12 protein-coding genes and 1 pseudogene are annotated in these 15,234 nt (G+C 33.1%); all 13 read right to left on the bottom strand.

What is annotated here, in order from left to right; all coding sequences use genetic code 11:
* Positions 1–59: 59 nt before the first annotated feature.
* A complete protein-coding gene (locus EQM13_RS01200) occupies positions 60–1,016 on the bottom strand; it encodes a DNA cytosine methyltransferase (RefSeq protein WP_128751694.1) in 957 nt (318 codons plus the stop codon).
* Complete coding sequence (locus tag EQM13_RS01195; RefSeq protein ID WP_128751693.1) at positions 1,013–2,710, bottom strand: DNA topoisomerase 3; 1,698 nt, start codon at positions 2,708–2,710, stop codon at positions 1,013–1,015. The genes EQM13_RS01200 and EQM13_RS01195 overlap by 4 nt, the downstream gene beginning before the upstream one ends.
* A 94-nt stretch (positions 2,711–2,804) precedes the next feature.
* Positions 2,805–5,123: a VWA domain-containing protein gene (locus EQM13_RS01190; protein WP_128751692.1), complete on the bottom strand. Its 2,319-nt coding sequence runs from the start codon at positions 5,121–5,123 to the stop codon at positions 2,805–2,807.
* On the bottom strand, positions 5,123–6,013 hold the full coding sequence (locus EQM13_RS01185) for a CD1107 family mobile element protein (RefSeq protein WP_128751691.1): 891 nt from the start codon (positions 6,011–6,013) through the stop codon (positions 5,123–5,125). The genes EQM13_RS01190 and EQM13_RS01185 overlap by 1 nt, the downstream gene beginning before the upstream one ends.
* On the bottom strand, positions 6,000–6,272 hold the full coding sequence (locus EQM13_RS01180; RefSeq protein WP_078054340.1) for a hypothetical protein: 273 nt from the start codon (positions 6,270–6,272) through the stop codon (positions 6,000–6,002). Before EQM13_RS01180 ends, EQM13_RS01185 begins: the two co-directional genes overlap by 14 nt.
* 20 nt (positions 6,273–6,292) lie before the next feature.
* A complete protein-coding gene (locus tag EQM13_RS01175; protein WP_128751690.1) occupies positions 6,293–8,818 on the bottom strand; it encodes a CD1108 family mobile element protein in 2,526 nt (841 codons plus the stop codon).
* Between the two features lie 4 nt (positions 8,819–8,822).
* Positions 8,823–11,273: a VirB4-like conjugal transfer ATPase, CD1110 family gene (locus tag EQM13_RS01170; protein WP_128751689.1), complete on the bottom strand. Its 2,451-nt coding sequence runs from the start codon at positions 11,271–11,273 to the stop codon at positions 8,823–8,825.
* A 106-nt stretch (positions 11,274–11,379) separates the two neighbouring features.
* Positions 11,380–11,556, bottom strand: a pseudogene (locus EQM13_RS19100) (PrgI family protein); the annotation flags it as partial.
* Positions 11,557–11,618: 62 nt separating this feature from the next.
* The gene (locus EQM13_RS01160) at positions 11,619–12,062 is read right to left on the bottom strand and encodes a hypothetical protein (RefSeq protein ID WP_128751688.1); all 444 of its coding nucleotides are present in this window, start codon (positions 12,060–12,062) and stop codon (positions 11,619–11,621) included.
* Between the two features lie 23 nt (positions 12,063–12,085).
* Positions 12,086–12,955 carry a VirB6/TrbL-like conjugal transfer protein, CD1112 family gene (locus EQM13_RS01155; protein ID WP_128751687.1) on the bottom strand — a complete coding sequence of 290 codons (870 nt, stop codon included), beginning with the start codon at positions 12,953–12,955 and terminating at the stop codon, positions 12,086–12,088.
* An 18-nt stretch (positions 12,956–12,973) separates the two neighbouring features.
* Positions 12,974–13,189: a Maff2 family mobile element protein gene (locus EQM13_RS01150; protein WP_106063075.1), complete on the bottom strand. Its 216-nt coding sequence runs from the start codon at positions 13,187–13,189 to the stop codon at positions 12,974–12,976.
* 1 nt (position 13,190) lies between these two features.
* Positions 13,191–13,511 (bottom strand): single stranded DNA-binding domain-containing protein, encoded by a 321-nt coding sequence (locus EQM13_RS01145; protein ID WP_128751686.1) that lies wholly within the window; start codon positions 13,509–13,511, stop codon positions 13,191–13,193.
* A gap of 118 nt (positions 13,512–13,629) precedes the next feature.
* Positions 13,630–15,045, bottom strand: coding sequence for a group II intron reverse transcriptase/maturase (gene ltrA / locus EQM13_RS01140; protein ID WP_128751685.1), 1,416 nt, complete (start codon positions 15,043–15,045; stop codon positions 13,630–13,632).
* Positions 15,046–15,234 lie beyond the last annotated feature (189 nt).

Below are 15,234 nucleotides of genomic sequence, written 5' to 3'. Positions count from 1 at the left end.
CATCCTCCTCATATAGTAAAAGGGTAATAGATTTTACTCCATCACCCATCTTTATAAGCTTATAAGCTACAATTTTGGATTTCCTTTACTATCTCTTCAAGGACATTAACCACTATACTGTTGCCTGCCTGTTTATACAGAATACTTGACATACAGTTTTTTCTTCTTGGAAAAATCTTAATAAGCTTATCAAAATCACTATCATCAAATCCCATCAACCTAAAACATTCTCTTTCAGTAAGATACCTATACCTGTTATCACCTATAGCAAGTATTCCAGAGTTAGGGACTCTTACTTGCTTAGTAGATATGGTGTAGCAAAAGTCTTCTATTACTTGAAGTCTTCCTTGAAATTTTGGCTTATATTCTGGATCATAGAGTATTTTTAACATTGAAGGCTGCTTGACTAAAAATATATCTCCATAAGTCTTCATTACATCTTTTTCAAGGAAATCTGATAAATGTTTGGTTTCCTTGTGTTTTAGGTTTTCAAATTTAAAAGGATTTTTGCCTAGATAGCTAATAGCAAAAATCCTTTCTCTTTTTTGTGGTATCCCAAAATTTATTGAATTAAGAATCTCATATTTTGTTTCATAACCTAGCCTTCCCATTTCTTCAAGATAATAAAAAAAGGAAGCTCTCATTTTTCTATCAAGAACTCCCTTAACATTTTCCCATATTACCCATCTAGGCTTGTCTTGTCTTTCCTCTATTATCCTTATTGTTTCAAATAATAGACTGCTCCTTGTTCCACTTCCTTTTTTCCCACCAAGTTTTTCTCCTACCCTAGAAAAATCCTGGCAGGGACTACCATGCATTAGTAAATCAATTTTTTTATCTGGAAGACTATAATTGCATACACTTAGTGGCTCATAATTTTTATTGAAAAGTGCATTATAACTTTTAACACAGTTTCTATCTATTTCAACATAATCTACTATCTCAAAGGGAATTTTACTATTGATATAAGCCTTCCTTATAGCACCTATACCACCGAAAAGCTCTACCACTTTCATTTTTGTGAAATAACTTCCCTTATTCTTTTTTCTACATCTCCTATAAAATCCTTTAAATCAGCTTTTCCCTCTGAGATTTCATAAAGTTTCACTTCCCAATCTACTGTTGTATTTGGATTTCTAAGGAAGTCTGCTACTAAGGATACTAACTGCTCCCCCTTCTCTGTTGAAATAAGTTTCCTTTCATCTCTTTTTATAAGTTCCTTATTAATTAGGTTTTCAAGTATTCCAGCCCTTGTTGCTGGAGTTCCAAGTCCTTTACGTTCTAGCTCCATATCTTGCCTTGCTTCACTTCCAGCAAGTTCCATAGCCTTAAGCAAGGTGTCTTCTGTATAATGCTTAGGTGGATTAGTATATTTCTCATTTATTTTCTTACTCTCTACCTTAAGCTTGTCGCCTTTATCTAGCTTAGGAAGAACCTTATCTTCTTTTTTCTTTGTATAAGAAGTAAGGTATTTGGTATATCCTTCATCTATTACTACTGTTCCTGTGGTTGTAAATTCATAGCCTTCAACATTACATATAATCTTAGTATTTTCAGTAATAAGATTTTCTGATCTTGCTGCTAAAAGCTTTACTTTTATAAGTTCAAATACTTTTTCTTCTGAGCCTTGTAAACTTGTAGTATCAAAATCAAGGGAAGCACTTGTTGGAATTATCGCAGTGTGATCTGTAACCTTCTTAGAGTCAAAAATACTCTTAAAATTCTTCCCATCAAAGTCATTACCAAAGGAATCTACATACCTTTTAACATTATCAACCATATCATCAGTAAGAAACCTACTATCTGTCCTTGGATAGGTTATAAGTTTCTTTTCATAAAGGCTCTGTGCATAATCTAAAGTCTGTTTTGCACTATATCCAAAATACTTGTTACATTCTCTTTGAAGTGTTGTTAAATCAAAAAGCCTATCAGGTCTAGTAATTTTTCTCTTCTTCTCTATTTCCTTTATCTCAATAATCCCAGGAATAGATGAAAGTAACTTATCAGCTTTCTCTTTTTCATCAATCCTTGATGTTTCTAGTTTCATATTGTTAGCATCTATCTGGACTGTAAAATACTTTTCTTTTTCAAAATTTCTTATAGACTTATCCCTATCTACAACCATTGAAAGTGTCGGTGTTTGTACCCTACCTACTGAATAGTTATTATTATGAAGGCAAGAATAATATCTTGAAAGATTCATTCCTACAAGCCAATCAGCCTGTCCTCTTGCTAGTGCAGACCTATATAAATTTTCATATTCTATTCCATCTTTAAGATTATTAAAACCTTCCTTTATAGCCTTATCTTCCATTGATGAAATCCAAAGTCTTTTTATAGGCTTTTTACACCTCGCCTGATTATAAACAAGACGAAAGATAAGCTCTCCCTCTCTTCCAGCATCACAGGCATTAACAACTTCTACAACTCTCTTATCTGCAAATAATTTTTTTAGGATGCTATACTGCTTCTTGGTATATTTTGAAACTTCATATTTGTAGTTATCAGGAAATATAGGAAGATCTGCTATACTCCATCTTTTATATCTTCCATCATAACTCTCTGGACTACTCATCCTAATAAGATGTCCTACGCACCAACTTACAATATAATTATTTCCTTCAAGGTATCCATCTTTTCTTGAATTTGCACCTATGACCTTGGCAATACTCATTGCTACACTTGGTTTTTCTGCTATTACTAATTTCAATTTACTTCCTCCATTTCTTTTTTGGACAAAAAAATAGCGGCTCAGATTTTATACTTATCCAAGCCGCCATTATTCATCTATTTACTTTTTCTTTTTACCAGGACTGGTCAGGTTTTTTAAGTGAAAATGTAAATACTATTTTCATCTTTCCATTTGTTGACCCATCATATTTTGCAGTCTTTGTTTTTAAATTGAACTCCCAACCCCTATAATTATTCTTGAAATCTCTATAATAAACATCTTCTGTTTCTCTTATATACTTTCCATTACTCTTTATTACACGAGTAAATCTCATATTCATACCATTCATATCAATATCTTCACCATCATCATAAGTTTTCTTATCAGGCAAAGTTACAAATTTTTCAGGATACCATTGATTGACCTTAACACCTTCCGGCAAATTCATGTCTTTAAGATTATTTTTGTCCTTCTCTCTTTCAAGACTTTCTCTTAAATCCCTTACATCATCTTCAAGATTTTCAAATTTCTCTTTATATTTCTCGTTGTCTTTTTCAAGTCTACCCTTTTCTTTGTTAAGGTCAGAAATCTTATCATCAAGTTTATTTATTTCATCATTTAATTTTTCTTTATCTTTACTTGATTGATTTTTTTGATTTTCTAGCCCCTTTTTCATCTCTTCTTTCGCCTTTTTCAAAGCTTCTATCTCTTCATTCATCTTCTCTATTTCTTTTCTTAAATCTGCTTCAAGTGTATCCTTATCTTTAGAAAGTTTATCAATTTCATCTTCTAGTTTCTCTACCTTCTTATCAAAATCTTCTATTAGTTGATTTAGCTTGTCTTCAAGCTCTTCTCTTTCCTTATTTATTGAATCAAGCTCCTTATTTAGTTCCTCAATTTCTTCCTTAAGTTTTTCCCTTTCCTCCTTTGTCTTATTCTTTTCATCAGCTAGTTCTTTTTCAAGTTCTACCTTTTCTTTATTTATTTCATCAATTTTCTTATCCAAGTCATCAATATTTTCTTTTAATTGATCTCTTTCTGCCTTAGATTCCTCTTTTTCTTTTTCAAGTTGATTTTCAATTTCTGTTTTTTCCCTATCTAGTTGGTCTAGCTTATCATTAAGGTCAGAAATCTTGTTATCAAGTTCTTCCTTGTCCTTCTCATGCTCAGCCTTTTCCTGATTAAGTTTGTCTTCAAGTTCTTCAATTTTCTTATTAAGTTCTTCTTCTACTGAATCCTTTTCCTTCCTTAAATCCTCAATATTTTTATTTAATTCTGAGATTTCCTTCTCAAGTTCTTTTTTATCTTCCTCCATCTTATTAATTGTATCTTCCAATTCTTTTTCTAGACTTTCTTTGGCTTCATTTAACTCGTCAGTTTTTTGATTAAGATCTTCTATCTCTTTTTCAAGAGCCTTCTTATCTTCTTCTGTTTTTTCTTTCTCATCAGCCAGTTCTTGTTCTAATTTTTCCTTAGCTTTTTCAAGTTCATCAGTTTTGTCTTTCAAGTCATTAATTTCTTTATTAAGCTCTTCCTTATCCTTAGCTGCCTGCTCTCTTTCCTCAGCAAACTCTTTTTCAAGTTCTACTTTCTCCTTATCCAATTCATCAATCTTATTATTAAGGTCTTCAAGTTCTTTTTCTAATTTTTCTTTTTCTATCTTATCCTTTATTTCATCAGTTAGATCCTTGAAGGTATCTTCTAGGTCATCTGTATCTGAATCCTTAAATTTATCATCTCCACTTGCTACTTCTTTTAAAAACTCTTTTGCTTGCTCATTACAATCAACGGCTACTGTGTAAATATCAAGTACATCAATATTATCACTTTTTGCAAGGTTAGCTTCTGCTAAGGCACAAAACTTACCCTTACTGGTATTAGTATCTTGTCCTGCCTTATCATAATAGAAACTTCCCTCAGGAACCTTTTTGTTGTTACTCATATAATCATCAATGTCAATCTTTGGCTCATAGATACGATTTGCTTCTCCATCTGAAAGAAGGACTATAATTTTTTTATCTCCAGTTGAGTTTTTAAATATCATTCTTGCTTCATGAAGACCTCCTTGTGTAAAGGTCATATTTTTTGCAGCTAGCCCATCAATAACACTAAATAGCTTGTTCTTATCTTTTTTCTGGAAGAAGTCTACCCCATCATTTTTATGATGTATTACATTAGACTCAAAGCTAATAAGTGCAGTATTTGTATTGATATTATAGGCTTCTTGTTCCTTCCATATAGCCTCTGCCATATCTTTGGCTGACTTTTTAGCCTTTGTCATTTTAGTTCCACTCATTGAACCTGAAATATCAACTACAATAACCATATCTACATCATAACTTATCTTATCTTTTTTCTCACTTGCCAATACAGGAGTCACTACCCCACACATTATAGTAAAGCTAAGCACTCCTGCTAAAATTTTTTTAAATAATCCAGTTTTTTTACCCATTAAATCAAATCCTCCTTTGTATATTCAGTATCTTCATCTTCTACTTCTTCATTACTTTCTTCTTCATCACTACTGCTAAAAAAATCATCATCATTTGGGATTTCATCATCTTCAAAATCATCAAATCCATCTTCATTAGCCTTTACAACCTTAAAGTAATATCCTGCTCCACCTACTACCGCTACGATAAGTAGGACAATTAAAAAAGAACCCTTAGAATCTTCCTTCCCAGGTTCCTCTTTTTCAGGTTCTTCTTTTTTTACTACTTCCTTTTTAGGTTCTTCCTCGACTTTAGCTATACCATTTCTTTCCTCATCTTGCTCAATCATATTGAGTAAATCTTGTTCAGATACCTCAGTTAAGAGTTGAACATTGGAATCAGGCTCATCATGGTTGATAATAAGATGGAATACCTTACCACTTTTTGTTTGGAAGGTAAGAAATTCTCTTGCATCTGCCTTTGGTCTTTCCTTCATTTGACTACCACTAGGTTCATCTATATCATCTACTATCTCACTCCTTCTTGGATATTCCTTATTATCTGCTCCAACAGATTCTGTAATAGTCCCTCTTGCTTGACTAGGATCTGTCGGTTCATAAGGATTTTCCTTTGGTATAGTTGATTCCTCCTTAGGCTTATTTACATCAACAACAAAACCATTCCCTGTTTCTGCTGGATTTAATGAAGGTTTATTTACATCAACTATGATATTATCTTCCTTATCCCTTGTAGATTCAGGACTATTAACATCAATTACAAACTCTCTTTCAAGTTCTCCGCTAGTGTCTAATGCAAAGACTGTAGTCACGAAACTTATTCCAACCACACTTGTAATTGCAAGTGCCAGTAATATTTTTATAGCTTTTCTCTTCTTATTATTCTTTTCCATAGGTTAAATTCTCCTTTTCAAATTCTTTAAATATTTTATTTTCCTTTCCTCTTGTTTTTTCTGCCTCAGTAAAAACCTTTACTGCTTCTAAAAGATTAATCTTCTGCTCATAACATATAGCCATAATCTCTTGACCAGCTATTTCCTCTTCTTCCAATCTTAAAAGTTCTAATTCTTCTTCACTTTTTTTAATTTGGTCTTTTAGCTTTTTCTGGTCTCTTTTTATTTTCTTATATCTATTTTCTGTTTTTTTATCCATTCCTTTAAGCCCTCCTTCTTTTAATAGGGGAATCCCCATTTTGCACTATTACCATAATAGGCAATCCAATCTGAAAGCTTAGTATCTTTTACAATACCGATATTCTCTCTTATAATACCATTTCCAACATAAATACCAACATGACCATAAATTTTCCCAGCCTTAGTATGATTATGAGAGGGTACTGCTACCATCATTCCAGGTCTAAGCTTTGAAAGATCATTGCTATCACAGTACCAATAATACTGATCACAAGCATTCCCACCTGGTCTTGGGAAACCTGCATTTACATAAACATTACTTACCCATGCAGCACAGTAGCCGTTACCTGCAGTGGGTGTCCTATATGCTGCTGATACAAGAGCCTTTTCTTTATCTGAAAGATTAGGATTGTTTATAAGATCCCCTACTATGGTGCTATCTGCAATAACAGGAGTTACACCACTTCCTCCAAAGTAATATTCCATATTGCCACCTGTTTCAAGAAGTGCTTCATAATGAGCAAGATTGTCCTCATATCCAGCAAATTCCTCCCTTGCTACAGTATCAAGTTCTTTTTTCTCAACTGTAACCTTCAAAATATACCAGTCATAAGGCTCCATTACACAGTATTTATCTTCACCACTTCCATAGCATACCTGCCTATATCTGGTTTCCACCACAGTTTCATAATCAACCTTATACATCTTATTAAATAGATCTTTTAATTCTCCACTAAGGCTTGAAGCATTGGTTACTTCTCCATATCTAGCAGTTATAAAACTTAAAAGCTCGTGAATGTCATGCCCTATATCAGTATCTCCCCCTACATGGTACTCATCATATCCAGGATAATAGCTTTCAATATTGGCAAGTTCATCTGCCAATTCATACTCAAGGTTGGTAAATTCACTATTTATATCTGCAAGAGTATCTTCGCCTGACAAGTATGTGGTACTCATAACTTGACTTGTTACTGATGATATTCCACCAAGAAAAAAAGTTGCAATCTGGCTTAAGGTCATAAAACCTATAATAACGACTGCAAGAAGAATAAGGAGTCTCCTAATATTTCTTCTTATAACCTGAGAACTTCCTTTTGAAATATTTTCAATTCCCTTTTTAAGTCTATCTTTGAAGGTAACTGCAATATTTTGCTCTTCATAAATTTTCTTTTTCATTTGCTTTCTCTTAATCAGTTTTTTGTAGGCACTCTTCTTCTGAAAATCTTTTTCTTTTCTCAAAGCTTCAATTTCTGTCTGATATTCAGCCTTTGCCATATTATTCTGATGTTTTAAAGCCAATTCTCTTTCAACCTTTAAGGGACTTTTTCTTTTTCTCTGAAGTCTATTCTGGGCTTGTCTTGTCATACTTGCATTAAGATATAAACCTTTATCTGCTGCGTCAATAGCTACATTTTCATCACTTCCAGCTCTCATGTATTCAGAAGCCATGTAACTTGCTCCAGATATTCCTCCTACAAGCTTACTTGTCTTATCATATTTACGCTTATTGTAGAGCTTACTTGCTTTTTTCCTTTTCTGAATTAATTTACTTTCATTTTTCTGATATTTTTTCTCTGCCCTCTCATTAAAACCTTTACTTTCAAATGAAGATTTTTCACCTGCCCTATTAGCCATGCCATCTTTAAGGTCTTTAACACCATCTGTGGTTAATTTGCCATCTTTCCTTTTATTCGTCTTTTTCTGATTATCATAAATAGCTTTTCTTTTGTAATAATCTTTCTTTGAAACTTTGCCATTCTTTTTAAAACTCTCTACACCATAGCTTGTTTCCTCATAATCATCTGCTTTTATCTCATTATCATGTTTATCAGAAACAGTAGGATCATCAGTATCTTTTGCAAGTAAAGCATAAATCTTAGTTTCTTTGTCTAGAGTTTCATACTTATTGGTTTTTTCTTTATCTTTCAGATTATTTATCTGTTTCTGCTTTTTTCTTTTATCTTTATTTATTGCTTTCTCATTTAAACTAGCTTTCTCATTTAAACTATCTGAAAGATTCCTATCACCTCCTGTAATATCTTCCTTGTCTTCAGCTATTTCATTTTTCCCATCACTAGCTTTTACTTGGCTATGATTTAATTTTGTTTTCTTCTTTACAATAGAATCATCAAATCTATCTTTTTCATGGACTCTTTTGCCAAGGTAATTGTTAGTCTTTTTTCTTCCACCTATATCAAGACTTTTATGCTCTTTTATAGTCCATTTTACCTGGCTACTTTCTGAAGTTCTTTTTTCTAAATTGCTTGAATCACCTATCCTTTCTTCTTTTCTACTATAATCAATTGTTTCAGGAATTTTACTATCCACTTTTTTCTCTTTATCCATTTGTTTCTTTATTTGTTTTTGAGATGAGGAAAGCCCACTATTCTTATCAGTAGGCTCATTATTCTTCTTAAAATTATTTAATTTAGACTTTGTTTCTACAATGGAGTCTTGGAACCTTTCCCCATCTTGGGTTCTTTTTTCTTTATAGTCCTTTACTTTTTTACGTTTACCTATGTCGAGATTAGTTCTCCTTTTCCCCTTCTTTTTCTCATTCATTTCTTTACTCCGCTTCCTCAGGTTTTGTTGTCATCTTCTGATAAAGAATCGTATCTTTAGGGAATTTATCTACAAAGGGAACTATGGTATTCCCAAAGAATAGTAATCCCTCTCCTGCATTAGAATTAGTAACATAGTTTAATTGAAAAGGAGAAATCTTAAGTTTTTTTGCTAGGATTTCCCTATCTCCAGATGCTTGATTAAGCATTAGCACAAAGTCTGTATTATCAAAAATATTTTCAATTTCAGCACTTCCTAAAAGATCTTTCACATTTTGCGTTATTCCTGTTGGAACTCCACCCCACTTTCTGAATCTCTTCCATATTTCAACTGAATATTGGGCAGTCTGCTGGTCCTTTAGAAGCAAGTGGAACTCATCAATATAATATCTTGTAGCCCTATTAGCTCCCCTATTTGAGGAAACCTTATTCCATACCTGGTCCTGAATAACTAGCATTCCTATTTTCTTAAGTTGATTTCCAAGTTCCTTTATATCAAAACATATAAGTTTTTTGTTAAGGTCTACATTACTTCTATTATTGAATACATTTAGAGAACCAGTAACATAGATTTCCATTTCTGTAGCTAGTTTTCTTCCCACACTTTCCTCCTGCTTTTGAAGAAGATTATACAGATCGCTAAGTATAGGCATATTCTCAGGTATAGGATTTTCAAAGTAGTCCTTGTATATTTTAGGAAGACACCTATCTATTACAGATTTTTCAGCTGCAGTTAGACCACTTCCACCTACTACAAGTTCAAGCATACTCATTATAAAGTTTGCCTTATCCTTTAAAGGTGCATCTCCATCTCCATAGTTCATATTGATATCAAGTGGATTTAGATAATCCTTTGACTTTGCTGAAATCTTAATTACTTCACCATTAAATTCCTTTACAAGACTTCCATATTCTCCTTCTGGATCTGTAATAATTACATCATCATCAGTAACTAAAATAGCATTGGCCATTTCTCTTTTAGCAGCAAAGGACTTACCAGCTCCTGGTGTTCCAAGAATAAGTCCATTAGGGTTTTTTAATTTCTTTCTATCTGCCATTATAAGGTTGTGGGAAAGAGCATTAAGCCCATAGTATAAACTTGTATTTGAACTCATAAATAGTTCCTCAGTTGTAAAAGGCATGAATACAGCAGTTGATGAAGATGTAAGTTGCCTTTTAATTTCAATCTTATTTACTCCTAATGGCAGGATAGATATAAAGCCTTGCTCTTGTTGGTGGTCTAGTCTTTTTAATGCACAGTTATTACGATTACATATTGAAGAAATCTGAGCTATTGTATTATCAAGTTCTTCCTTGTTTTTACTTAAATTCATAATTGTAAAGGTTACATAAAACATTCTTTCATCTCTAGACTGTAGATCAGTCAAAAGATTCTTTATATCATTACCATAAACATTAAGGTCTGATGGAATAATATCCATATCATAACCAGCTCTTACGGCTTTTTTCTGCTCTTCAATCATCATTTTCTGAAGATCAGTATTCTTTCTTTTTACCATCTTGATTGCATCTACCTGGTCTATAGCATGAATATGAAGACTTACATACATATTATCTTCAATAGAAAGAATTTCTGATAAGAACCTATCTGAAAGTTCACTAGCTAGAATCTGAAAATGGCTCAATGCACAGATATAATTTCCCATCTGCATATATTTAGGACTTATGAACTTGAATGTACTAGGCATTATAAGTTTTCTTGTGTCCCTAGCTTCAAGTCCTTGTCCATCATAATCAAACATTTTATCAGGATTTAGCATATCGTGAAGTAGCTTTAGCCTTTCAATACCTAGAAGTGTTTCAGCCCTTACCCCCATACTTTTAAGATTAGATAGAACATCTATCTCTATTCTTTCAAGAACAGGTTTTGCTTGATCATAAGTGTCTGCCCTTGTACTTACAACAACATATTTTGACTTTTTAAGACCATTATTCCCTTTAGAAAGCTGGTCCTTAAGCATTTCCCTAAATTCTTTTCTTATCTCATCAAAATCATCCCCCTTATCTGGTATAGTAATTGCATTTTCCATTTCCTTGATCCTTCCTACCTGATTAACAAAACTCAACTGAAGCTCTGTTGTAGAATCAAAGGAATTTAAAAAGCCTGCAAATTGATTGAAGATAAGGTCTCTATCTTCTTCAAGTGCAAGCTGATAATTTATATCCTCATATTTTATAAGTTTATTGTACTTCCCTTCACCTACATAGCAGATTCCATTTCTATACATCTTTTTATAAGGAATGGTATCTGCTATGGTGTATCTTTTCTTTTCCTTCTTAAAAAAATCAAGGAATGAAGAGCTTTTCTTATGATTAGATTTTAATTTTTTTGTTTCTCTTGCTGCCTTTTTTAACTCTTTTTCCTTTTTTTGAAGTTTTTCTTCCTGTCTTTTTCTTTTTTCTAGATTTCTTTGCTGGACCTGATTTTTTACCATTTATATCTTGCTCCTCCTCCCTCATTTGTATAAATTTTTCCTTACTAACCCTAACTTTAGGCTGGTATTTTTCATGAAGATATACATACCTAAGGTACTTCTCACATGGAAGACCATCTTTTTCATAAAAGACCACAAAGAAAACAGGGATAGTAAGTATAATCATTAAAAAGACAGCCAGGTCATTTCCAACTACACCCCTTGTTTTTAGATATGTTGGAATACCAATAAGACCTGCTACCGCAAATCCAATAAGCTGTCTTTTAGTAAGATTGAGTGCCACTTTGGTCTTAACATTACTCAAATCTTTAGGTATCTGAACATAAGCCACTTTCTATCACCTCTCTATTCCATTAGCTTTTCTATTATTCCTCCAAGCCCTATTTCATTTTCTTCATTATCATCTATACTTTCTTCTAACTCATCAGATTTACTTTTTAATATTATTCTAGTATCATCCACTCCTTTTCTGTTTTTCTTAATCCTATCAAGTTCTGCAAGATGACTATAGATAGTAGCAATTTCATTTTCAATTTCATAGATTCTATCATCAAAGTCTTCATAATCATCAGTTGCCATTTTTATAAGGCTATTATGAGCTTTGGCAATCTCCTTCATAGACCTATTTAAGCTCCATGCTTTTTCATTAAGATCTTCTAAAAAATCCTCTGTATAGTAAACCCTTTTTGTAAGTTCATCTACCTTCCTTTTCTTTTTAATTTCAGAAGCTATAAGACCTACTCCTGCAAGTGCTAGACCTGCTATTACTTTCTTATTTTTAAGTTCCAAATTACATTCCTCCTAAATATATTTTAATGAGCATTCATTATGCTCTTTGCAATTGTTCCACTCTTTAACATCATAATTCCAAGAAGCACCGTATATCCAAGAACTCCGAATATGCTGGTATGAATATCTGTGGTTACATGAATTGTCTTTACAAGTACCGCATAAATTCCAAGGCATATCATAAGAAACAATCCCTGAAGCCCAAGTGCAAATAATCCCTTGATATAATTTGTTCCAATCTGTCCCCATTCTTTATTTCCCATGGTTGCAAATGGAATTGCTGATACTGAGCTATACAAGCAAATTTCAATCATTCTTCCATAGGTTATTACTATGATTATGATTGATACAACCTGTATTGAAAGCTTCACAAGTGAAGTATCTAAGGCTATCAGTATCAGATTCCATAAGCTTTCATCTTTAAGATGCTCTACCATTGCTGCCACATCCATTGAATCCAGGACTGCATTTGTATTTATTACTCCCGCCGCCTTAGTTACTAGTGTCTGTGATACATCAAATACTGCCATCGAGAAGGTAAAAGCATTGCTTACAAGCCATACTGCAATCCACATCTTGATAATATATTTGAAAAAATCGAATGTATCAGTATCAGAGTGCATATTGTTTTTTTCCATCACCATATTTATGAGTTCTATGCACAAGACGGCGGTTATGATAATTCCTGCTATGGGAATAACTACAGTGTCATTAATATTCTTCACAAAGCTGAATACTTCTGCATTCCAGCCACTTGGTGTTTTCCCGACTTCCGTAGCTACAAGACTTACATTGTTATTTATATCTAAGAACATCGCTTCAAGATTTGCCTGGATAATTCCGATGAAAATCTCCTGAAAGAACTCAGTTATTTTATCGAAAAGCCCAAACATATTTTATCTACCTCTTTCTTAGTTAAGTGTATTTGCAAGTAAAGGTATTAGTTTCATTCCAATAAGCACAATTCCCCCACCTGCCATTAATTGTTTAATTCCTTGTGATTTTGCTCCTGGGTTATCATTTCCATATCCCTCCATAAGATTAATTACTCCCCAAGCCCCTAAACCTGCACCAATTGCTGAGACTAATGTTTTTAAAACTGCTATTCCTTCTGTAAAAAATGCCATATTATTTTTCCTCCTTATTTTCTTTTTCAATTTTATTCATATGCTTTACAATGAAGTTCCTATAAACCTTGTCATTATTCTTTCTAGTTTTAATGAAACCATAAACATGAACAAGATCACCTACTTTAAGGTCTTTTGCTACTTCTGACCACTGGCCATAGGCTGAACAGTTTGTATATTGCCTTTTACCGTTCTTTTTTTCCACAAGGGAAAAATTTGTTACATTAATTGTTTCTCCATCCCATTCAAAGTAAGATGTTTTCACTTCCCCTACCAGGTTGGCTGTTACATTTTTCATTTCTCTTTCTTTATAAGTTGCCATTTTTAAATCTTTGCCTCCCATTTTCTTTTATGAATCGGGTAGGAAGTAAATAATTATTTTATTTACTGACCTCCCACACCACCGTACGTACGGGTCTCGTATACGGCGGTTCCATAGTTTACACTCTGACTTCAAGGTAATATTTATAAAAACTTAAATATCCTTGTTTTTCAAACCTAGCATTAGTTAGGGTTGTTGCAAGTATATGGCTGTTGGCTATGTGCCAATAGCCTTTTCTTGTATTTGCCCATTTCCATGCTTTCCTTTTAGCTACTCCAAGTTTCTGAAGGTTTTCGCCTTTTGTCTTAACCTTCTTCCACCTTTTCCATGTTATCATACGAATTCTTCTTCTTAACCATTCATCAATATCTTGCATAATACTTTTCATGTCTGCTAATTTAAAATACTGTACCCAACCTTTTATTATTTGATTGAGTTTTATTTTTCTTCCTTCTATGCTCATTCCATTACTTCTACCTGTTGCAGTTCTTAGTTTATCCTTTAATCTTTTAATACTTTTAGGATGTACTCTAAATCTGCACTTTCCACCATATTTATAAAAGGCGTATCCTAGATATCTTATTTGACTTAATTTAGATATTTGAGTCTTTTCTCTATTTATTTGAAGTTTTAATTTTCCTTCTATATATTTACTAGCTCTTTCATATTGCCTTTCAGCAGCCCTTTTACTTTTTGTAAATATTAAAAGGTCATCTGCATATCTTACATATAAATAGCCCCATTCATCTAATTTCTGGTCTAGTTCATTTAGCATAATATTTGCTAGTAGTGGACTAAGGGGGCCCCCTTGGGGTACTCCTTCATCACTTTTTATGAACATTCCTCTGTCCATAATTCCTGCGTTTAGAAATTTATGAATTAGGGATATTACCCTATTATCTTTTATTGTTCTTGATAGAATTTCTATAAGCATAGATTGATTTACAGTATCAAAGAATTTTTTTAAATCCATATCGATAACATACCAGTATCCTTGATTTGCATATTCTTGACATTTCTTTAGTGCGTCATGACAACCTCTATTGGGTCTAAATCCGTAACTTGTGTCTGCGAATTGTTCCTCGTATATGGGACTTAAAACCTGTAGTATTGCCTGTTGAATTACCCTATCTGTTAATGTTGGTATTCCTAATTTTCTAATTTTGCCGTTTTCTTTGGGTATTTCTACCCGTTTTACAGGATATGGTTTGTAGCTACCTTCCAGTAAAGATTTTAAAATTTCTTCTCGGTGAGTTTTTAAATGTTCTAGAAGTTCATCTATTTCCATTTTATCAACTCCACCTGCCCCTTTGTTTCTTTTAACCTTTAAATAGGCATTATTCATATTGTCTCTTAAGAGAATTTGTTCTAAAGTCTTTTCTGTTGGTTTGTTGGTGTTGATGTCATCCTTTTCAATTATCCTTGAAACACTTTGCCCATTTCCGTGGCCTTTATGTTCCACACTATCTCCACGGTTGGTGATGGTGTCATTATTCTGTTTTCTGCGTTCAATCGTGTTCTCAGTAATTTTCATTGACTTCATCTCCTATAGTTCAACCCTTCCCATGAACTCTAGATTTCCATGGTACTATGGTATCTGCTGACTTCTCATGATAAATCTTGTTTCAACCAAGGTTCTTACTCTGTTTCCCCTTGTCCATGAGACCTCCCCAGGTAAGAACAACAACCTTCATCCCATGTAACTGCCATATTTACTGTATAG

This window comes from Acidilutibacter cellobiosedens (assembly GCF_004103715.1).
Classification (GTDB): Bacteria; Bacillota; Clostridia; order Tissierellales; family Acidilutibacteraceae; genus Acidilutibacter; species Acidilutibacter cellobiosedens.
This window is presented reverse-complemented; position numbering and strand designations above follow the sequence as displayed.